Genomic DNA, 20,443 nt, shown 5'->3' on the forward strand with positions numbered 1-20,443 from the left:
GGGGCGGCGGCACCCCCGGTCCAGGCCACCATGCCGGCTCCGCGCCGTCGTGTCATCCGCTGCTGCGCCGTCCGGGGGAAGCCGCACGGCGGCCGTTGTCAGATGCCACCCGTAAGGTCGGATCCAGTCGGTGTTCCGGCCCGACACCCGGAGCGACGCCGTGCGGCGGGAGGAGAGCAGAGTCGTGACGCACACCTGGATGACCAGCGCCGCCGTCTTCCTGCCGGCCGCCCTTCCCCGTGACGGCCGGGTCGCCTTCTGGGCGCCCGACGGCAGGGCACTGCCGGAGCCGGCGGGGAGCGAGCTCACCGTGGTGCGGCGACACGGCAGCGGCGCCCGCAGCCGGTCCGTGCCCGCGCTGATCCTTCCGGTCGAGGCCGCCCTGCCCCATCTCGTTGCGGCCCGTCGCCACCCGGCCGCGCACCCCGCCTCGGCCGGCTGGGGAGCGGCCGCCCTGCACGCCCTGCACCTGACCGCACGCGGCCGGCTGCTGCCGGGGCTCACCGCCGATGACCTGGACGCCTGGCGCGCCGGCCCACTGGGTGCCGAGGACATCGCCCATGTGCGGGCCGTCGCCGCTGCCCTGCCCTACGAGGCCTACGCGGTACCGGTGCCCGGACGCGGTCCGCTGCGGCTGCCCGAGCCCGAGGCACTCGTGCGTGCCTTCCTCGATGCGGTCGCCGACGTCCTGCCGCGCACCCCGGCCGCCGCCCACGCCGTCGGGGCGCCGTTCGCGGCACGGGCCCCACAGCACCTGCCCCGCGCGCGCGTCTGGGCCGCCGAGGCAGCGGCCGGGATGGACGCAGGGGTACGGGTCTCGCTCCGCCTCGACCTGTCGCCCTACGCGCTCTTCGACGCGACCGGTGCCGACGGCGCAACGGAGGGTGCTTCCCGGCATGCCGCCGCTGCGCTCCTCCAGGTCCACAGCCTTGCCGATCCCACCCTGGTGATCGACGCCGCCGACCTGTGGGCGGGAGGCGGTGAGCACCTCGGTCCCCGCGCGAGGGTCGATGCCGTCCTCGCACTGCGTCGGGCCGCCCGTGTCTGGCCACCGCTCTCCCGGCTCCTGGAGCGGGACGTGCCCGACGTCCTCGCCGTCACCGAGGACGAGCTGTACGAATTGCTGGGCCCCGCGGCTGTCTTGCTCGCCGACGCGGGCGTGGCCCTGCACTGGCCGCGCGAACTCGCCCGCTCGCTCAGCGCCTCCGCCGTGGTTCGCCCTGCCCACACCGCCCCCGGCTCCGCCACCGACGGCACCTCCTTCCTCGACGGCGAAGAGCTTCTGCGGTTCGACTGGCAGCTTGCGCTGGACGGCGATCCATTGACCGAACGCGAGATGGACCTGCTCGCGGAGGCCCATCGGCCGATCGTGCGCCTTCGAGACCAGTGGGTGGTCGTCGACCCCGTCCTCGTCCGCAAGGCCCGCAAGAGGGAACTCGGCCTCCTCGAACCGGTCGATGCCCTTGCCGCCGCACTCACCGGTACCGCCCGGGTCGACGGAGAGACCGTCCCCGCCGTGCCCGTCGGGGCGCTCGCCGAGCTCCGGGACCGGCTGTTGGCCGGCCCCGATGACGTACCGGCCCCACCCGGCCTCACCGCCACCCTGCGTGACTACCAGCTCCGGGGCCTCGCCTGGTTGGACCTGATGACCTCGCTCGGCCTCGGCGGCTGTCTCGCCGATGACATGGGGCTCGGCAAGACGGTGACCCTCATCGCCCTCCACCTCCGCCGTGCCCGCAGTGCTCCCACCCTCGTCGTCTGTCCGGCCTCCCTCCTGGGAAACTGGCAGCGCGAGGTGCAGAAGTTCGCCCCGGAGGTGTCCGTCCGACGTTTTCACGGCACCGACCGGGACCTCGAAGGAACCGAGGGCGGCTTCGTCCTCACCACCTACGGCACCCTGCGCACCAGCGCCGCCCGACTTGCCGAGCAGCGATGGGGAATGGTCGTCGCCGACGAGGCCCAGCACGTCAAGAATCCGTTCTCCGCGACGGCCAAGGCGCTGAGGGAGATCCCGGCGCCCGCCAGGGTCGCCTTGACCGGCACGCCCGTGGAGAACAACCTCTCCGAGCTCTGGGCCCTCCTGGACTGGACCACTCCCGGCCTGCTCGGCCCGCTCAAGGCCTTCCGTTCCCGTCACGCCCGTGCCGTGGAGAACCACGAGGAGGTCGAGCACGACGAGGCGGTCGAGCGGCTCGCCCGCTTGGTGCGCCCCTTCCTGCTGCGCCGCCGCAAGACGGACCCGGGCATCGTCCCCGAGCTCCCGCCCAAGACGGAGTCCGACCACCCCGTCGCCCTCACCCGAGAACAGGCCTCCCTCTACGAGGCGCTCGTCCGCGAGACGATGGCCAAGATCGAGGGCGCCGAGGGCATGGCCCGCCGCGGCCTCGTCATGAGCCTCCTCACCTCCCTCAAACAGATCTGCAACCACCCCGCGCAGTACCTCAGGGCGCAAGGGACGCGGGGCGATGGGCCTGTTCGGCTCGCGGGCCGGTCCGGAAAGCTCGCCCTGCTCGACGAACTGCTCGACACGATCCTCGCCGAGGACGGGGCCGTACTCGTCTTCACCCAGTACGTTTCGATGGCGCGGCTCCTCGCCGACCATCTGTCCGGACGCGGCATCCCGGTCCAACTCCTGCACGGCGGAACCCCGGTGGCCGAGCGGGAGCGGATGGTCGACCGGTTCCAGGCCGGCGAGGTCCCCGTCTTCCTACTCTCCTTGAAGGCCGCGGGCACCGGACTCAACCTCACTCGGGCCGGTCATGTCATCCACTACGACCGCTGGTGGAACCCGGCGGTCGAAGAGCAGGCCACCGACCGCGCCTACCGCATCGGGCAGACCCAGCCCGTCCAGGTGCACCGGCTCATCGCCGAGGGAACGGTCGAGGACCGCATCGCCGAGATGCTCCGCAGCAAACGGGCCTTGGCCGACTCCGTCCTCGGCTCCGGAGAGGCCGCCCTCACCGAACTCACCGACCGGGAACTCGCCGATCTCGTGTCCCTGAGGAGGCCCTCGTGAACCGTGCACGGAGCACGCGGGGGGCCGTCCCCCGCCATGACGACCGCCGACGCAGCTTCCCGCAGCTCGTGCCGCGTTCGGCTCCTGACGGGCGGTTCGCCGCGACCTGGTGGGGAAACGCCTGGGTCGCGGCCCTGGAGGGCAGCGCCCTCGACCCCGCCCGCCTCGCGCGCGGCGAGGCGTACGCGGGGCGTGGCCATGTGGACGCGATCACGGTCACCCCCGGCCGGGTCGTCGCCTACGTCCACGGCAGCAGACCCCGCCCGTACCGCACCGAGATCAGGATGCGGACCCTCGGCGACGACGGCTGGGAGCGCTTCCTCGACGAGGCCACCGCCCGTCCCGACCACATGGCAGCCCTCCTCGACAAGGACGTGCCGCACGCCCTGGAGGCGGTTGCGGGGCTCTTGCCGGCGCCGGGCGATCTCGTCCCCGACTGCTCGTGCCCGGACGACGGCTACCCCTGCAAGCACGCCGCTGCCCTTTGTTACCAGGCGGCGCGCCTTCTCGACGAGGACCCGTTCGTCCTCTTCCTGATGCGTGGCAGGGGGGAGCAGGAGCTACTTGCCGAGCTGGCCCGGCGCAACACCGTACGGTCCGCGGCCGAGTCGGGTGCCGTCGTCCCGCCGATGCCCACGGTGACCGCCCGCACCGTGCTTGCCGCGGCCACCGGGTCCCTGCTTCCGTCGCTGCCGCCCGAGCTGCCGGTACCCGATCGGCCCGGTCGTCCGGCCGTCTTCCCACCGGACCCGGAAGCCCCCGACCCGCTCGCCCTCGACCTGCTCGCCACCGAGGCCGCCGCCCGCGCCCATGCCTTCCTCGCCACCGGTCACGATCCGGTCGCCGTGCTCACTCCCTGGCAGGACGCGGTCCGGCTTGCCGCCGCGTACCCGGGCTCGGGGCTCACCGCCTCGTCCCGCGCGCTCTACCGCGACCTGGCACGTGCCCTCGGCCGCACCCCGACGGACCTCGCCCGGGCCGTTGCGGCCTGGCGGCAGGGCGGTCCCGACGGCCTCGCCGTGCTCGAAGAGCCCTGGGACCCGCCTGCGGGTCCCTTCGACCGGGCCAGACCCGCACTGCTCGCTGCAGACTTTCCCGCGTTCCGTCCCTGGCGCAACCGGCTCTCCGGAGAGTCGCTCCAGCTCCGTCTCGGACGTGACGGCCTCTGGTACGGCTATGAGTCGGATGCCGGCCGTGAAGACTGGTGGCCGCGCGGTGCTCCCGATCGGGACCCGGTCGGTGCCCTCGCCGGTCTCCTGAGGCGTTGATCGGACGGTCATCCGACACCCGAGCGGCTCCCCACTCGATGGAGTGAAACCCGCCAGCGGTCGGATCCGGTGCGCACGTTTGTCGCGTTGATTCCGGTACGGGCACTTGCCCGTGCACACCTCCGGAAGGCAGGAAGCCATGAGGCAGATTCGCCGAAGCGGTCTGGCCGCACTGTTGGTCACGGGTGGAACGCTCGCCCTCTCGGCGGGCGCCGCGCACGCCGACGCGGGTGCCCAGGGTGCCGCGGTCGGATCGCCGGGAGTCGGTTCCGGCAACACGATCCAGTTGCCGGTGCACGTGCCGGTCAACGCCTGCGGCAACACGGTCAACGTCGTCGGACTGCTCAACCCGGCTGCCGGCAACAGCTGCGCCAACCGATCCGCGGAGCCCGAAGGTTACGGGTCGGACGACAGCGGTGCCGGCTCCCACAAGGACGAGCCCGGCACTCCGCGCGGTGGGGAACAAGCCGGTGGCTCCCACGGGGGCGGCTCCGCGACGGGCGGCTCCTCCAACGGCGGTGGTTCCAGCGCCGAAGGTCGTACCGAGGGTTCCCCCGGTGTGCTCTCCGGGAACGGGATCCAGCTGCCCGTCGATCTCCCCGTGAACATCAGCGGGAACTCGGTCAACGTCGTCGGCATCGCCAACCCGGTCTTCGGCAACACCTCGGTCAACGGCCCCGCCGAGACCGAGCAGCCGGTCGAGACGCCGACGCCGCGCCCGCAGACCCCCGTGCGGAACGTGCCGATGCCCCGCGCGGAGACCGTGCCCCCCGCCCCTGCCCCCGTTCCGCAGGGCGAGACGAGCACGGTCTCGCTGGCTTCGACGGGTTCGGACTCCATGGGCTACGCCGCTTCCGCAAGCGCCGCACTGCTCCTCGGTGGCGCCCTGCTGTACCGCCGGGGGCGCCGCACCGGCGACCAGGCCTGAGACCCGCCTCTTCGGGCCGGGGCCTGAGGCCGTGTCCTCGGCGGAGGGCGCGAGGGGTGCTCCGCGCACGGCCCGGTCGAAGAGGGCTGACGCCCGAGCCGTCAGCCCTGTTCCCGGCCGTCCGCGGAACCGCCGTTCAGGCGCCAGGCCCGGAGCACCGCCTCGATGGCGGGTGCGACCCTCGTCCGGGCCTGGTGCCGTGGCACCCCGAGCATCAGCAGGGAGTCGTACGGGGTGTCGACGTGTCGTACGGAAGCCCGCACCGCGGCGGTGACCGCACCGCGGTCGAGCGAGCGGCCCGCGGCCGTGCGCCCCACTCGCCCGCTGCCCTTCGCCGAGGCGTGTACGGCGATCTCCGTGGCCCGGTCCACCGGGCAGGACGGGAAGAGCCGCAGGATCTCCCGCTGCAAGGTTGCGGTGACCCCGGCATCCAGGGCCGCGCGCCGCTCGGCGTCGCGGGCACGTCGTGCAGCCCGTGCTTCGGCGTCCGCGAGGCAGGCCCGCTCCGCCTCGGCGAGGGCCGCCTCCTCGACGAGGAGGCCCTGCCGTTCGTACCGGGTGCGACGCCTGTTGTGTCGTACGACCACGGCCCAGAGCGTGCTGGCCTCGCGGGCCCGGCGGGTGAGCGCCGTGTCGCCCCGGCGCAGGAAGACCAGATGGCCGAGGTCCGCGCAGTCCAGGCAGAGCGGTGCGTTGAACTCGACGATCATGCGCTCCAGCGGCCCTCGGTGGCACTCGGAGCAGCGTCGGCGCCGGAGCGGCTCCACGACGACGGGGGCGACGAGGTCCACGACTGCTCCCCCCCGCTCAGCGGACGTCGGGTGCGGCAGCGGTGGCGCACCGGGCGGTCCGCTCCTGCCGGAGCCGTCCGGCGCGTGCGGGACCGGCCGTGCGCCGGGTGGTGCGAGCCGGGGAGCGGTGCGCGGGGGCGACGCCCAACGGGACTTCCGCCACTGCCGTCAGCCTCGCGTCCATGGGGCCGCCCCTCTGCTTCCGTCGACTCCCGACCTGTAGATCATGGCAGCCGGGAGGGCCGGACGTCACTGCCGGTACCCGCTCAGGAACCGGCCGATGCGGCTGATCGCGGCATCGAGGTCGTCGGCGTACGGCAGGGTCAGGATGCGGAAGTGGTCCGGGCGCGGCCAGTTGAAACCGGTTCCCTGCACGACCTGGATCTTCTCGCGCAGGAGCAGGTCGAGGACGAACTTCTCGTCGTCGTGGATCTTGTGCACGGCGGGGTCGATGCGGGGGAAGGCGTAGAGGGCCCCCTTGGGCTTCACGCAGGAGACGCCCGGGATCTCGTTGAGCCTCTCCCAGGCCCGATCACGCTGTTCGCGGAGCCGACCGCCGGGGGCGCACAGTTCGTGGATCGACTGTCGGCCGCCGAGAGCGGCCTGGATGGCGTACTGGGCGGGGGCGTTGGGGCAGAGCCGCATGGAGGCCAGCATGGTGAGGCCCTCCAGATAGTTCTTGGCGTGCTGCTTGGGTCCGGTGACGACCAGCCAGCCGGACCGGAAGCCCGCGACGCGGTAGGTCTTGGAGAGCCCGCCGAAGGTGAGCACCACCAGGTCGGTGGCGAGGGAGGCGGCGGGATAGTGGACGGCCTCGTCGTACACGATCTGGTCGTAGATCTCGTCGGCGAAGACCATGAGGTGGTGGCGGCGGGCGAGGTCGAGGATGCCCTCGACGATCTCCTTCGGGTAGACCGCGCCGGTGGGGTTGTTGGGGTTGATGATGACGACGGCGCGGGTCCGATCGGTGATCTTCGACGCCATGTCGTCGAGGTCCGGGTACCAGTCGGCCGCTTCGTCGCAGAGGTAGTGCACGGCCTTCCCGCCCGCGAGGGTGGTGGTGGCCGTCCACAGCGGGAAGTCCGGCGCCGGGATCAGGATTTCGTCGCCGTCCTCCAGGAGGGCCTGGACGGCCATCGACACGAGTTCGGAGACGCCGTTGCCGAGGAAGACGTCGTCGACGTCCACTTCGGGCAGCCCCATGGACTGGTAGCGCTGGGCCACGGCGCGGCGGGCGGAGAGGATGCCGCGCGAATCGGTGTACCCGTGGGCCTTGGGGAGCATCCGGATCATGTCCTGGACGATCTCCTCGGGCGCTTCGAAGCCGAAGAGGGCGGGATTGCCGGTGTTCAGGCGCAGGACGCTGTGCCCTGCTTCCTCCAGTGCATTGGCGTGCTCGATGACCGGGCCGCGGATCTCGTAACAGACTTCACTCAGTTTGCTCGACTGCCGGAACTCCATGCCCGACCTCCCCAGGTCCCCGGAATCAGTGTTGCTTGGTTTTACCAAGTTCCAGCTTGGAAAGTCCAACAACCTGTCTAGACTGCGTCGCATGCCACGTCAGCCACGCCGCCGCAGTTACGACCAGCACTGCGCCGCCGCGCGCGCCCTCGACCTCGTCGGTGACCGCTGGACCCTGCTCGTCGTCCGCGAACTGCTCGCCGGGCCGCGCCGCTACACCGACCTCCACGCCGATCTGCCCGGCGTCAGCACCGACGTGCTCGCCGGCCGCCTCAAGGACATGGAGGGCGCCGAGCTCGTCACTCGTCGCCGATTGCCCCCGCCCGCCTCGGCGTACGTGTACGACCTCACCCCCCGCGGCAGGGGCCTGCTGCCCGTCCTGCGTGCCCTCGCCGCCTGGGGTGCGCCCGACCTCGGGGAGCCGCGGCCCACCGACGCGGTCCGCGCCCACTGGTACGCGATTCCGCTCCTCGGGGCACTGGCCGAACTGGGTGCAGGCCTCTACCAAGTGACCCTCGACGAGGGCGAGTTCCACGTCCGGCTTGAAGAGGACGGAAGCGTGTCCTACGGGGACGGTGGGACGGATGCCCCCGATGCGCGCCTGCGGACCGACGCAGTGGTGTGCCGGGCCCTGGCCGGCGGGGAGCTGACGCTCGCCGAGGCACTCGCATCGGGCCGTGCCGTGCTCGAACGGTCGGTGCGCACCGGGGCCGAGGACGCTGCCCCGGCCCTCGCGCGTGACTGAGCGGGTGCGCATCCGCTGCGGGAGCACCTGGCCGGCGCCCGTCGGCGCCGGCCAGGTCCGTGCCGGTGGCAGCAGCCCCGGTGCACGTGGTGGTGCTCGGGCGGGCGACGGGGCGAACCGCGACCGGTGGTGACGGGGCGGTCCCCGTCACCGCTCGTCACTTCTCGGGGCAGAGGAACTCAAGCCGGTTCTCATGGCAGTCGGCGGCGTAGAAGCGCCGGTGCCCCGGGAAGTCGTCGTCCCACGCCACCTCGACGCCCAGAGCGGTCAGTCGCTCGGCCAGGCCGTCGATGTCGGCGACCAGGATGCCGGGATGCCCCTTGCGGGAGGGGCGGAAGTCCTCCTCGACGCCCAGGTGGACCTCCAGGGAGTCCGCGCGCACCCACAGGCCGCCGCGGGCGGCGAGCACCGGAGGCTTCTGGATCTCGGTCATGCCCAGGACGTCCACGTAGAACCGGCGGCACACCTCTTCCTCGCCGGGAGGCAGAGCGAGCTGCACATGGTGCAGTCCGAGACCGAAGGGCGAGACGGCCCCGGTCGCCCCGTACGGCAGGGCTTCCCGGCGTCGAGTCATCTGAACGGCCCCCTTCTGAGTGCTGACCGGATGTCGGTCAGGCTCGGTCACCGTAGTGTCGGCGCTCCGCCCGGTGCACACCGGGGACGGGAGCGGGGGCAGGATGAGGGGCATGCGATACCAGGCGATCACGTGGGACCGGTTGGCGGAGGAACTCGCCCGCCACCTCGACGCGCCCGCAGCACCGGTGGGCGACGGGTGGCTCAAGGTGGGCATCGACGGGCCGCCCGCCGCGCTCGGAGGCGAGCTCGCCGAGCTCCTCGCCAAGGAACTGCGCACGCGCGGGCGCTCCGTCCACCTGGCGGGGACGGACGGGTTCCTACGCCCCGCGTCCCTCCGGTTCGAGTACGGGAAGCAAGACCCCGACGCGTACTACAGCGGGTGGACCGACGTCGGAGCCCTGTGGCGGGAGGTCTTCGGCCCCCTGGAGGCCGGGGGCAACGGTCGGGTGCTGTCCGACCTGTGGGACCCGGTCACCGACCGGGCGACCCGCAGCCCGTACGTCACGCTGCCGCCCCGCGGGGTCCTGGTGCTGCACGGACCTTTCCTGCTCGGCCACTGGTTTCCCTTCGACCTCACGGTGCACCTGCGGCTTTCTCCCGCCGCCCTCGCCCGGCGCACCGAGGAGTCCTGGACCCTGCCGGCCTTCGCCCGGTACGAGAAGGAGGTCGGCCCGGGCGAGGCGGCGGACGTCGTGGTCCGTGCCGACGACCCTCGGCATCCGGCCTGGACGGGAATCCGGCGCTAGCAACCACGGCCCGGCCCGTCATGCCCGGCCCGTCATGCCCGGGCTCCTGCACCGGGCCGATCGCCGGTGACGCCACTGCCGCGGCGTTCAGGTCTCCCGCTCCTTGGCCGGCTCGCCCGTCCGGCTCCCGCACCCGCCCGTCGGTCCTCCTCGCGCGTGGTCGGACGGGGCCGGGGGCCTGCCGCCCATGCGGGTGACCGCCTCCGCGCCCGCGCGACAGCCCGCCTCGGCGGACCGCACCGGATCCGCGCCCGAGAGCCGCGCTGCCAGGAACGCCCCGGTGAAGGCGTCGCCCGCACCCGTCGAGTCCACCGGCGTCACCGGAGGCGCCGCCACCCTCGCGGCGATCGCACCCCCCTCGGCGACCAGCGCGCCCGCCGCCCCGAGGGTGACCACGACCAGGGGAAAGAGCCGGCTCAACGCCCTCGCCGCCGACTCCGGCTCTCCGCACCCGGTGAGAGCCTTCGCTTCGTCGGCGTTGGGCAGCAGCGTCTCGGCGCCTTCCACCGCCGCGAGGAACCGGTCCACGCCCAGCCCCGCCAGAAATCCCGCCGAGGCGGGATCCACGCTCACCGGGACCCCCGCGTTCCGGGCGTCCCGCAGTGCGCAGCTGGCTGCTTCCCGGCTCGGCGTGGCGAAGAACGAGTACCCCGAGAGGTGCAGCCGGGCCACTCCGCCGAGCAGTTCCGCGGACCAGTCGGCGGGGGAGAGGCGCAGTGCTGCGCCGCTGTCGGTCAGGAAGGTGCGCTCCGCGGAGGAGTCCACGAGCGCGATCACGGTGGCCGTCGCCGCCTCCGCATCCGGGACGAGCAGGGGGCGTACGCCCGCCCTCCGCAGCAACCGCTCGTGCCAATCGACCGCGTCCGTCCCCACCCGGCCGAGCAACCGCACCTCGTCACGGCCGGAACGCGCCGCCCAACAAGCCGCGTTCGCCCCGGCCCCGCCCGGGAGGATCCGGATCTCCGCCGCGGTGTCCGTGGCGGGAGCGAGCGGTGTGCCGTGTCGGGCGACGACGTCGGTGACCACGTCCCCGACGACGAGCAGTGCCCGCCCGGGCGGCTTGGGCGCGCGACTCATCGTGCGCCCGCACCCGGCTTCCCCGCTGCGTAGGCGCCCGCGATGTGCGCCGCCAGGCGCACGTTGCCCCGCACCGCCGCGAGGTTGGCCTCCAGGGACGCCCCTTCCGTGTGGACCATCAGGTATTCGAGGAGGAACGGGGTCACGGCCTGACCGACGATCCCCTTCTCCTTCGCCGCCGAGAGGCCCCGTGCCAGCACGCGGTCGTGCAGCGCGGGGTCCAACTGCTCGTCCGAGGGAACCGGGTTGGCGACGACAAGCGCTGCCCTGGGCCCGTCCAGCCGGTCCTGAGCCCGCATCACTGCTGCCACCTCCTCGACGCTCCGCAAGGTCCAGTCGACGGGTTCGCCCGAGGAGGAGAGGTAGAAACCGGGGAAGTGTGCCGTGCCGTACCCGACGACCGTCACCCCCAGGGTCTCCAGTCGCTGGAGCGTCGCGGGAACGTCGAGGATCGACTTCACCCCGGCACACACCACGGCGATCCCGACCCGGCCGAGCAACCGCAGATCGGCGGACTCGTCCTGCGTCTCGCTCCATTCGCGGTGCACGCCGCCGAGTCCACCGGTCGCGAACACCCGTATGCCCGCCGCGTCCGCGAGTGCGGCCGTGGCCGAGACCGTCGTCGCCCCTGTTGCGCCGGTCGCCAGGGCGGGCGCCAGATCGCGCTGGCCCAGTTTCCGTACCGACGGGTCCTCGGCGATCCGGTTCAGGGCCGTGCCGTCCAGGCCGATCCGGGCCGTCCCGTCGATCACCGCGATCGTGGCCGGGACAGCGCCCCCGGCCCGTACCGCCTCCTCCAGTTCCGAGGCCACGGCGAGGTTGCGCGGGCGTGGCAAGCCGTGGGCAATGAGCGTCGATTCCAGCGCGACGACGGGCCGGCTCTCGTGGAGAGCCTCCCGCACCTCTTCGGACACCTGTGTGGACATGTTCCATTCCTTGGCGCGCTCGCCGGGTCCGCAAACCTCGTTGGCGGTCTCCTGCCACGGCAGCAGGCGCCTGCGGAATCCGTGACGGGAGGGGACGCAGGGGCAAGAAGCGGTCGCGACACCCCCGGGATGCCGCGCCGAAGGGCCCGTGCGGATTTCGTCGGTTCCCCTGATCTGGATGTCATTGCTGGTGAGGGGCAAAGTGGAAGGAGGTATTCCATCCGGTCCCGGTAGTGGGGCGCCCATCGGCCCCCGCTACAGTCACCGCCCATGACGACTCATGAGCCGCCCTCCTTCGCCGTGCACATCCCCGACGCGGAGCTCGAAGCCGAGCCCCTCGACCCCGCCCAGATCGTCTCCGGGACGCCCGAAGTGACGGGCAAGGTGCTGTGGGAGTCGGTCGATGGCAAGCAGGTGCGCGGCATCTGGCAGATCACTCCCGGAGTGGTCACCGACACCGAGGCCAACGAGCTCTTCGTGGTGGTGTCCGGACGGGCGACCGTCGTCGTCGAGGGCGGTGACACGCTGGAGATCGGCCCCGGTGACGCCTGTGTGCTGCGGGAGGGCGACCGAACCACCTGGACCGTGCACGAGACCCTGCGCAAGGCGTACCACATCAGCCTCTGAAGCCCGGCGGAGGCGCGACGGAGCCGCGACCGAAGGCCACGGGGCGTCACGAAGGCCCTCTGTCCGTGCGGGGAGTCGCTCCGCACGGGCTCCGGCCGAGGCGGAGCGCCCGCCCCGGAGCCCGGTAGGTGGCGCGCTCGGGGCGGCGGGCCGGAACGGCGGGGCTTCGGGCGAGCCGGCGCCACGGCCTCCGTCGGGGGCGGGGCGTTCGGAAGGTCACGCCTTCCGGAGGGCCCCCCGCAGGGTGAGCGCGGCCATCGGTAGCAACAGGCACGCGGCGATCGCGTTCAGGGGGCCGTAGCCCGCCTGCGAGACGATCAGGCCCGCCGCCAGGCCGCCGACCCCGGCGGCGGTGTTCATCACGAAGTCGGAGAGTCCCTGCACGGCGGCCCGCGCGGCCTGCGGCACCGAGTCGGTGAGCAGCGCCGAGCCGGACACCAGTCCCGCCGACCAGCCGAGGCCGAGCAGGAAGAGCCCCAGGGCGGTCCGCCCGTGGCTCGGTCCCGCCGTGCCCGCGACGAACGCCGCGGCGCCGATGAGTCCGACCGCGAGCCCGATGACCGACAGCCGGCCCAGTCGGTCGGAGAGCCAGCCCATCAGCGGTGAGAAGGCGTACATCCCGGCGATGTGCCCGCTGAGCACGAATCCGATCAGCTGGATGTCCGCGCCGTGGTGGGTGAGTGCCACCGGCGTCATCGACATGATCGACACCATGGCCGTGTGCGAGCCCGCGATGGTGACCAGGGCGAGCCGGGCCTTCGACGACGCGCGGACCGCCTGCATCCCGGCCCGTAGGGAACGTCCCTCCGGCACTCCGTCCGACCCGGTGTCGTGCAATGCCCTGGCGGTCAGCAACGGGTCGGGGCGCAGCAGCAGGGCCACCACGATCGCCGCGACCACGAAGACGCCGGCGGCCCAGGCGAACGGTCCTGCTGCGGCCGGTATGCCGAGGCCCGAGACGCTCTTTCCGGCGGGTGCGGCGACGTTAGGGCCGAGCACCGCGCCGATGGTGGTCGCCCACACGACCGTGGAGATGGCCCGGGCCCGGTGGTCCGGCTCGGCGAGGTCGGCGGCGGCGAAGCGGGCCGCCAGGTTGGCCGAGGACCCGGCGCCGAAGCCGACGAGTCCGATGAGCAGCAGCGGGAAGTTCTCCATGACCGCCCCGAGTACCACCACGGAGGCGCCGAATGCCCCTATGGCATATGCCAGGACGAGTCCCGCGCGGCGCCCCCGCGACGCCATCAAGGAGGCGAGGGGCATGGCGAGCAGGGCGGTGCCGGTCACCGATGCCGTCGACGCCAGGCCGGACAGCGCCTCGGTGCCGCTCACGTCCCGCGCCAGGACGGCGGCGAGGGCGAAGCCGATCGCGGTGCCGAGTCCCCCCAGGATCTGGGTGACGATCAGTACGGCCCGTACGCGCCGACGAAGCGACGGCAGCGCGGAAGGGCTGATGGGCGGAGTGGGTGCGGGCGGCGCATCGGACGCGGCTGCGTCAGGGGTGCTAGGGGTCTGGGTCACTTACCTGAGTGTGCCATTGGCCCTCCTCGATGGGAACGCCCCTCCCCCCGCCGACCTCCTCGTCCGTACCGCCGGCGGCTCCCGCGAGGGGGCGTCCGCCCCACGGCCGTCGGCGCCCGGAAGGAGTCCTCGCCACGGTGTGCTGCACTCAGAACAGCGGTGCGGGAAGCACCCCTTCGAGCGCCAGGAGCTGCCGCTTCGTCTCCAGCCCGCCCCCGAAACCCCCAAGACCGCCGCCGCTCTCCACCACCCGATGGCACGGCACCACCAGCGGCAGCGGATTGGCTCCCATGGCCGCCCCGACCGCCTGCGCCGCCCCGGGCTGCCCGACGCGCCCCGCCAACTCGCCGTACCCGACGACCGTGCCGTACGGAACCGTCCTTGCCAGTTCCCGCAACACCTGCCGGTTGAATCCGGTCGTCAGGCTCCAGTCCAGCGGCAGGTCGAAAGTCCGAAGTCCGCCCGCGAAGTACCGGTCGAGCTGACGCACCGGCTCCGCGAGCCGCCCCGCGGCGCACTCCACCGCCCCGACGCCGAACTGCCCCGCCAACCGGTCGAGCATCCGCTCCCGGCGTGCCGCGGCGGCGTGGAACTCGACCCGCACGAGGCCCCGCTCGGTCGCCGCGAGGAAGAGCGGCCCGATGGGGCTCTCCACGACCGCCCACTCCGTCGGGGCCGCTCGCTCCGGGCAGACCGGTCCCGTCTCCACCTCGATGTCCATGTCTCCACGTTACGGTCCGCCACCGACGGGCCCGAACCCCGCCCGCCGCCTCCGAACCGGTCCAGGGCTTCCGGCGCCGAACCGCTCCGGCGCCCCCAGCGAGATCACGGAGCGGTATCGCTCCGATCTCACGCACGGAAATTCCCCGGTCACATGGGCGGGGGACCCCTGCCGCGCCATACCCTCGGCCCGGTAGTACTACCCAGCGGTACCGACTGTTTTCGGACAATGCTGCACCAGGGGTGGAGGACAAGGGCTCATGCAGGGCACGGTCAACGGATTCAGCTACGGGCTCGTCACGCCGGTGGCCGCCTTTCTCATGGCCTGTCTCGGCAGCGCCCTCGGCCTGCGGTGCACCACCAGATCGCTCCGCCACCACGACACCTTCAAGGCGGGCTGGCTGGTCCTCGGTGCGACCTCGATCGGCACCGGCATCTGGACGATGCACTTCATCGCCATGATGGGCTTCTCCGTCCAGCAGGCGCCCGTCAGCTACGACCGCCCCATCACCTTCGCCAGTCTGGGCGTCGCCGTGCTCATGGTGGGCGTCGGCATCTTCATCGTCGGATACCGCGGGGCGACCGCCCTCACGCTGGTCACCGGTGGCACCATCACGGGCCTCGGCGTCGCCACGATGCACTACCTCGGCATGGCCGGCGTGCGCCTCCAGGGCCGCATCGAGTACGACACGCTCACCGTCGCCCTCTCCGTGGTCATCGCCGTCGTGGCCGCCACCGCCGCCCTCTGGGCGGCCGTCTCGGTGCACGGATTCCTCGCCAGCCTCGGCGCGAGCCTGGTGATGGGCGTCGCCGTGAGCGGCATGCACTACACCGCGATGGCCGCCGTCAGCGTCCACCTGCACGGTGCCGGGGCCCGTGCGGGAACCGGCGACAACCCCACCTCGCTCCTCCTGCCCATGCTGATCGGGCCGGCGGTCTTCCTGATCCTGGCTGCCGTCGTCGTCATGTTCGACCCGCTGCTCGTGATGGGCGACCCCGACTGGCAGCGGCCCACCGCCCGGAGCGTGCACCGCCCCGGTGTGCCCGCCCCCGGCCACGTGCCGTCCTACGGGGAGCCCGCCAACTGGACGGCCCGCCCGACCCGTCGCGCCGCCCGCCGGAGCGGCCCCCGGGGCGGACACCGTTCGCAGGACTGGTGACGGGAGTCCGGGCCGGAGCAGGCGCGGATCACCACCCGAGTGTCAGTGTCGGGTCGTACGGTGGTTGCATGCGGCCCGTTTCCAAGATCGAACGTTCGGTGGCGCCCTTCGAGGTCGTCAGCGAGTACCAGCCCAGCGGCGACCAGCCGACCGCCATCGCCGACCTGGAGCGGCGCATCCGCGCCGGCGAGAAGGACGTCGTGCTGCTCGGTGCCACCGGCACCGGCAAGTCCGCGACCACCGCGTGGATGATCGAGAAGCTCCAGCGCCCCACTCTGGTGATGGCGCCGAACAAGACGCTGGCCGCCCAGTTGGCGAACGAGTTCCGCGAGCTCCTGCCCCACAACGCCGTCGAGTACTTCGTCTCGTACTACGACTACTACCAACCCGAGGCGTACGTTCCGCAGTCCGACACCTACATCGAGAAGGACTCCTCCATCAACGAGGAGGTGGAGCGGCTCCGACACTCCGCGACGAACTCGCTGCTCACCCGTAGGGACGTTGTCGTCGTCGCCTCCGTCTCCTGCATCTACGGCCTCGGCACGCCCCAGGAGTACGTCGACCGGATGGTCCCGCTCAAGGTCGGCGAGGAGATCGACCGCGACCAGCTGCTGCGCCGTTTCGTCGACATCCAGTACACCCGGAACGACCTGGCCTTCACCCGCGGCACCTTCCGGGTGCGCGGCGACACCATCGAGATCTTCCCGGTCTACGAGGAGCTCGCCGTCCGCATCGAGATGTTCGGCGACGAGATCGAGGCCCTCTCCACCCTCCACCCGCTCACCGGCGAGGTCATCAGTGAGGACCGCGAGCTGTACGTCTTCCCCGCCAGCCACTACGTCGCCGGCCCCGAGCGCATGGAGCGCGCGATCAACGACATCGAGCGCGAGCTGGAGGGCCGCCTCGCCGAGCTCGACAAGCAGGGCAAGCACCTGGAGTCCCAGCGCCTGCGCATGCGCACCACCTACGACATCGAGATGATGCGGCAGATCGGTTCCTGCTCCGGCATCGAGAACTACTCGATGCACTTCGACGGGCGGGAGCCCGGTTCCGCACCCAACACCCTCCTCGACTACTTCCCCGAGGACTTCCTCCTCGTCATCGACGAGTCGCACGTCACCGTGCCGCAGATCGGCGCCATGTACGAGGGCGACGCCTCCCGCAAGCGGACGCTGGTCGACCACGGCTTCCGGCTCCCGTCCGCCCTCGACAACCGCCCGTTGAAGTGGGAGGAGTTCCAGGAGCGCATCGGCCAGACCGTCTACCTCTCCGCGACCCCCGGGACGTACGAGCTCTCGCGTGGCGACGGCTTCGTCGAACAGATCATCCGCCCCACCGGTCTCGTCGACCCCGAAGTCGTCGTCAAGCCCACCGAAGGCCAGATCGACGACCTGGTGCACGAGATCCGGCTGCGCACCGAGCGCGACGAGCGGGTCCTCGTCACCACCCTCACCAAGAAGATGGCGGAGGACCTCACCGACTACTTCCTGGAGCTCGGCATCCAGGTGCGTTACCTGCACAGCGACGTCGACACGCTGCGGCGCATCGAGTTGCTGCGCGAACTGCGCGCCGGCGAGTACGACGTCCTCGTCGGCATCAACCTCCTCCGGGAGGGCCTCGACCTGCCCGAAGTGTCCCTTGTCGCCATCCTCGACGCCGACAAGCAGGGCTTCCTCCGCTCCGGGACCTCCCTCATCCAGACGATCGGTCGTGCCGCCCGGAACGTCTCGGGCCAGGTCCACATGTACGCGGACCGGATCACCCCGGCCATGGAGCAGGCCATCGACGAGACCAACCGGCGCCGCGAGAAGCAGATCGCCTACAACACCGAGCACGGCATCGACCCACAGCCGCTCCGCAAGAAGATCAACGACATCGTGGCCACCCTTGCGCGCGAGGAGATCGACACCGAGGAACTCCTCGGCACCGGTTACCGGCAGGCGAAGGAGGGCAAGGCCGCAAAGGCCCCCGTGCCCTCGCTCGCCACGCACGGACCCGGGGCCAAGGGCGGCAAGGCCGGTTCCACGGTCGAGCTCGGTGACCGCCCGGCCGCCGAACTCGCCTCGATCATCGAGGAGATGACCGACCGGATGCGTGCGGCTGCAGCCGAGCTGCAGTTCGAGGTAGCGGCCCGGCTCCGTGACGAAGTGGGAGAGCTGAAGAAGGAGTTGCGGCAGATGAAGGAGGCGGGGCTCGCCTGACCGGGCGAGAGCGGACGGACGGTCCGGTGTGTTGCAAGAACGACACAAATCCGGACTGCCCCTCCGCGTCGTCAGTGCCCCTGCGTAGGGTGCTTGACAAGCGTACGCACCGGACGGCGGGCGCGGGGAACGCTAACGAGAGGGGCAAACGCGTGTCGGTCAACATGACCAAGGGTCAGGCCATCAGCCTGGAGAAGAAGGACGGGGGCAGCCTCAGCCAGGTGCGGATGGGCCTCGGCTGGCAGGCGGCGCCGCGCCGCGGTCTCTTCGGCTCGCGCACGCGGGAGATCGACCTGGACGCCTCGGCCGTCCTCTTCGCGGAGAAGCAGCCGGTCGACGTCGTCTTCTTCCGCCACCTCGTCAGCGACGACGGCTCGGTCAAGCACACCGGGGACAACCTCGTCGGTGGCGCCGGCCAGGGCGGCGACGACGAAGCGATCCTGGTGGACCTGGAGCGGATTCCGGTCCACATCGACCAGATCGTCTTCACGGTGAACTCCTTCACCGGCCAGACCTTCCAGGAGGTGCAGAACGCCTTCTGCCGTCTCGTCGACGAGACGAACGGGCAGGAGCTCGCGCGCTACACCCTCAACGGCGGCGGAAACTTCACCGCGCAGATCATGGCGAAGGTCCACCGGGCCGGCTCGGGCTGGCAGATGACCGCCCTGGGCACCCCGGCCAACGGCCGCACCTTCCAGGACCTGATGCCCGCGATCCTCCCGCACCTGTAGACGCACGCCGACACCGCACACCCGCAGCTCCCGGAGGCACCGGCCCTCCGGGAGCTGTCCGCATGATCCGCGCCAAGAAGCACCGAGGGGACAGAGTCGATGACGGCCGAGCTGGTCCGGGGGCAGAACCACCCCCTGCCCGACACCCGACTGGAGATCAAGACGTCGGTCGCTCTCCCGGTCCTCGCCGGGGTCACCCTCGGCGACGAGCGGGGCACGGTCCGGGGCGCCGAGTGGGTCGCCCACCCCGGATCGCCGTCCCTCCCCGGTGTCGACGTCCCCGGAGCCGCCTCGGCCGAGCACCGTCTCGCCGTCGACCTGGACGCGGTTCCCGGGACCGTCCACCGCGTCTCGATCCTCCTGGCCCTGCTCGGTGACGTCACGGGCTTCGGGGCCCTCTCCGCTCCGTTCGTCGCCGTCACCGGCCGGGAAGGCACCGAGATCGCCCGCTACACCATCACCGGCCTGGGCAGCGAGTCCGCCGTCATCGCCCTGGAGCTGTATCGCCGGCAGGGAACTTGGAAGGTCCGCGCCATGGGGCAGGGGTACGAGGGCGGGCTCGCCGCGCTCCTCGGGGACCAGGGCCTGGAGAGCCCCGTGGACCTGGCCGCGTCGATCCTGGCGACGGCGGCCCCGGTGTCCTCCGCACAGGACCGGGCGACCGTGGCCCCGGTGCCCCCGCCCGCCTCGGGGCCGGCGCCGGCGTCCGGAGGCCGGATCGACTATGCGCACCCCCTCCGGACGGCCCCGGGCCCGGCCTCCCCCTCCGCTCCCCCTTCCGCTCCTCCCGCCCCGGAGCCACGACGGACCCCGCCGGTGCCGGTCGCGGGGGACGCCTCGGGCTGGTCCATGGACGAGCGCCTCTACAACCAGGTGTGGGGGATGTTCGAGGACCTGGCCCGTGCCGTGGCCGCCTATCGCAGCGCCTGTGACTTCGCGGATTCCCGGCTCGACCGGGAGCTCGACGAGACGCTCACCGACTACCGCGCCCGTGGCGGGGGCTCGAACGACGCAGCACGGGCCACCGCGCGTGCCCGGCGCGACGAACTGGTGGAGCGGGCCAGGGAGGTCCTCGATCGGGACCTGGACCAGCTTGCGGCCGAGGTCGAGGTCGTCGAACCGGCGCTGCCCGTCGCGTACGCCCGCTGGGACAACCCCGTTTGGCACGCCCATCAACCACCCGTCGGGGAGCCGATGGCCATCCGCCTCGGCGACCTGCACCTTCCCGAACGCACCGGCCTCCGGATCCCCCTGCTCGTCCGGTTGCCGCTGGAGCGGGGGCTCTGGGTGGACTCCGGCCGGGGCCGGTCCACGGCCGCCGGTTTCCTCGACGAAGCCGAGTTGCGGCGGCTCGCCCTGGAGAGCGCGGTCGCACATGCCGCCAGGCTCCTCGCAGCCCACCCGGCGGGTGGATTCGCGCTCCACGTCGTGGATCCGGCGGGGGCGGGCGCTGAGGCCCTGGCACCCCTTGTGGAGACCGGGGCCGCAGCTCCTCCAGCCCGGGGGGCGGCAGGTGTCTCGGCGGTCCTGGAACAGCTCACCGAGCGCGTCGACCTGCTCCAGATGGCTCTGCGCGGAGGGGCCGTCGACGCCCTGCCGCCCGGTCTGGACAGGGCTCGGCAACTGCTGATCGTCCATGACTTCCCGCACGGTTTCGACGAGCGGGCGGTCACCCGTCTGCGGTACCTCGCGGACGAGGGGCCCGCGGTCGGCGTACATCTGCTGGTGGTCGCCGACCGGGAGGACGCCGCCGCGTACGGGCCGCTGCTCGATCCCCTGTGGCGTTCGCTGCTGCGCCTGACTCCCGTTCCCGACGACCACCTGGCCGATCCATGGGTCGGCCACTCCTGGTCCTACGAGCCGCTGCTGCCTCCGCCCGGCAGCGGGATCCTCCGCCAGTCCCTCGCGCGGGCGGTCGCCGCCCGTCAAGCAAAACTGCTCTGACCAGGCAT

Annotated in this window: 18 protein-coding genes; 10 read left to right on the plus strand and 8 right to left on the minus strand. The window is 72.1% G+C overall.

Features of this window, described 5'->3' with window-relative positions:
* The first annotated feature begins 199 nt into the window (after nucleotides 1-199).
* The 3 genes from ACFW2Y_RS01635 to ACFW2Y_RS01645 all read left to right on the plus strand — a co-directional run bounded on the left by ACFW2Y_RS01635 (nucleotide 200) and on the right by ACFW2Y_RS01645 (nucleotide 5,212).
* Nucleotides 200-3,016: an SNF2-related protein gene (locus ACFW2Y_RS01635; protein ID WP_384871976.1), complete on the plus strand. Its 2,817-nt coding sequence runs from the start codon at nucleotides 200-202 to the stop codon at nucleotides 3,014-3,016.
* Nucleotides 3,013-4,284: an SWIM zinc finger family protein gene (locus tag ACFW2Y_RS01640; RefSeq protein WP_384871905.1), complete on the plus strand. Its 1,272-nt coding sequence runs from the start codon at nucleotides 3,013-3,015 to the stop codon at nucleotides 4,282-4,284. The genes ACFW2Y_RS01635 and ACFW2Y_RS01640 overlap by 4 nt, the downstream gene beginning before the upstream one ends.
* A 139-nt stretch (nucleotides 4,285-4,423) precedes the next feature.
* On the plus strand, nucleotides 4,424-5,212 hold the full coding sequence (locus tag ACFW2Y_RS01645) for a chaplin (RefSeq protein ID WP_384871908.1): 789 nt from the start codon (nucleotides 4,424-4,426) through the stop codon (nucleotides 5,210-5,212).
* 101 nt (nucleotides 5,213-5,313) lie between these two features.
* On the opposite strand, the gene ACFW2Y_RS01650 is transcribed toward ACFW2Y_RS01645, so the two are convergent.
* From ACFW2Y_RS01650 to ACFW2Y_RS01660, 3 genes are all read right to left on the minus strand, one after another.
* Nucleotides 5,314-6,003: a DUF2293 domain-containing protein gene (locus ACFW2Y_RS01650; protein ID WP_384871911.1), complete on the minus strand. Its 690-nt coding sequence runs from the start codon at nucleotides 6,001-6,003 to the stop codon at nucleotides 5,314-5,316.
* A gap of 16 nt (nucleotides 6,004-6,019) precedes the next feature.
* Nucleotides 6,020-6,187 carry a hypothetical protein gene (locus tag ACFW2Y_RS01655; RefSeq protein ID WP_384871914.1) on the minus strand — a complete coding sequence of 56 codons (168 nt, stop codon included), beginning with the start codon at nucleotides 6,185-6,187 and terminating at the stop codon, nucleotides 6,020-6,022.
* Nucleotides 6,188-6,252: 65 nt separating this feature from the next.
* Nucleotides 6,253-7,464 (minus strand): pyridoxal phosphate-dependent aminotransferase, encoded by a 1,212-nt coding sequence (locus tag ACFW2Y_RS01660; RefSeq protein ID WP_384871917.1) that lies wholly within the window; start codon nucleotides 7,462-7,464, stop codon nucleotides 6,253-6,255.
* A gap of 91 nt (nucleotides 7,465-7,555) precedes the next feature.
* On the opposite strand from ACFW2Y_RS01660, the gene ACFW2Y_RS01665 reads away from it, so the two are divergent.
* On the plus strand, nucleotides 7,556-8,209 hold the full coding sequence (locus ACFW2Y_RS01665; protein WP_384871920.1) for a winged helix-turn-helix transcriptional regulator: 654 nt from the start codon (nucleotides 7,556-7,558) through the stop codon (nucleotides 8,207-8,209).
* Nucleotides 8,210-8,366: 157 nt separating this feature from the next.
* Here ACFW2Y_RS01665 and ACFW2Y_RS01670 read toward each other — a convergent pair whose 3' ends face one another.
* Nucleotides 8,367-8,783, minus strand: coding sequence for a VOC family protein (locus tag ACFW2Y_RS01670; RefSeq protein WP_384871922.1), 417 nt, complete (start codon nucleotides 8,781-8,783; stop codon nucleotides 8,367-8,369).
* Between the two features lie 112 nt (nucleotides 8,784-8,895).
* Here ACFW2Y_RS01670 and ACFW2Y_RS01675 point away from each other — a divergent pair, with 112 nt between their 5' ends.
* A complete protein-coding gene (locus tag ACFW2Y_RS01675; protein WP_384871924.1) occupies nucleotides 8,896-9,531 on the plus strand; it encodes a uridine kinase in 636 nt (211 codons plus the stop codon).
* A gap of 87 nt (nucleotides 9,532-9,618) precedes the next feature.
* Here ACFW2Y_RS01675 and ACFW2Y_RS01680 read toward each other — a convergent pair whose 3' ends face one another.
* The gene (locus ACFW2Y_RS01680; RefSeq protein ID WP_384871927.1) at nucleotides 9,619-10,608 is read right to left on the minus strand and encodes a carbohydrate kinase family protein; all 990 of its coding nucleotides are present in this window, start codon (nucleotides 10,606-10,608) and stop codon (nucleotides 9,619-9,621) included.
* On the minus strand, nucleotides 10,605-11,534 hold the full coding sequence (locus ACFW2Y_RS01685) for a pseudouridine-5'-phosphate glycosidase (protein WP_384871930.1): 930 nt from the start codon (nucleotides 11,532-11,534) through the stop codon (nucleotides 10,605-10,607). The genes ACFW2Y_RS01680 and ACFW2Y_RS01685 overlap by 4 nt, the downstream gene beginning before the upstream one ends.
* Before the next feature lie 270 nt (nucleotides 11,535-11,804).
* On the opposite strand from ACFW2Y_RS01685, the gene ACFW2Y_RS01690 reads away from it, so the two are divergent.
* The gene (locus tag ACFW2Y_RS01690; protein ID WP_384871933.1) at nucleotides 11,805-12,161 is read left to right on the plus strand and encodes a cupin domain-containing protein; all 357 of its coding nucleotides are present in this window, start codon (nucleotides 11,805-11,807) and stop codon (nucleotides 12,159-12,161) included.
* Nucleotides 12,162-12,377: 216 nt separating this feature from the next.
* Here the strand turns inward: ACFW2Y_RS01690 and ACFW2Y_RS01695 are convergent, their stop codons facing one another.
* Both ACFW2Y_RS01695 and ACFW2Y_RS01700 read right to left on the minus strand, forming a co-directional pair.
* Nucleotides 12,378-13,679, minus strand: a complete 1,302-nt coding sequence (locus tag ACFW2Y_RS01695) for an MFS transporter (RefSeq protein WP_384871936.1) — start codon at nucleotides 13,677-13,679, stop codon at nucleotides 12,378-12,380.
* A gap of 148 nt (nucleotides 13,680-13,827) precedes the next feature.
* Nucleotides 13,828-14,400 carry a methylated-DNA--[protein]-cysteine S-methyltransferase gene (locus ACFW2Y_RS01700; RefSeq protein WP_384871939.1) on the minus strand — a complete coding sequence of 191 codons (573 nt, stop codon included), beginning with the start codon at nucleotides 14,398-14,400 and terminating at the stop codon, nucleotides 13,828-13,830.
* 259 nt (nucleotides 14,401-14,659) lie between these two features.
* On the opposite strand from ACFW2Y_RS01700, the gene ACFW2Y_RS01705 reads away from it, so the two are divergent.
* The 4 genes from ACFW2Y_RS01705 to ACFW2Y_RS01720 all read left to right on the plus strand — a co-directional run bounded on the left by ACFW2Y_RS01705 (nucleotide 14,660) and on the right by ACFW2Y_RS01720 (nucleotide 20,435).
* A complete protein-coding gene (locus ACFW2Y_RS01705) occupies nucleotides 14,660-15,559 on the plus strand; it encodes an MHYT domain-containing protein (RefSeq protein WP_384871942.1) in 900 nt (299 codons plus the stop codon).
* 68 nt (nucleotides 15,560-15,627) lie between these two features.
* Nucleotides 15,628-17,760 (plus strand): excinuclease ABC subunit UvrB, encoded by a 2,133-nt coding sequence (uvrB, locus tag ACFW2Y_RS01710; protein ID WP_384871945.1) that lies wholly within the window; start codon nucleotides 15,628-15,630, stop codon nucleotides 17,758-17,760.
* A 152-nt stretch (nucleotides 17,761-17,912) separates the two neighbouring features.
* A complete protein-coding gene (locus ACFW2Y_RS01715) occupies nucleotides 17,913-18,491 on the plus strand; it encodes a TerD family protein (RefSeq protein WP_384871947.1) in 579 nt (192 codons plus the stop codon).
* A 99-nt stretch (nucleotides 18,492-18,590) separates the two neighbouring features.
* The gene (locus ACFW2Y_RS01720) at nucleotides 18,591-20,435 is read left to right on the plus strand and encodes a TerD family protein (protein WP_384871950.1); all 1,845 of its coding nucleotides are present in this window, start codon (nucleotides 18,591-18,593) and stop codon (nucleotides 20,433-20,435) included.
* The last annotated feature ends 8 nt before the right edge of the window (nucleotides 20,436-20,443 follow it).

The sequence above is a fragment of the Streptomyces sp. NPDC058877 genome, from assembly GCF_042742855.1.
Lineage (GTDB): Bacteria > Actinomycetota > Actinomycetes > Streptomycetales > Streptomycetaceae > Streptomyces.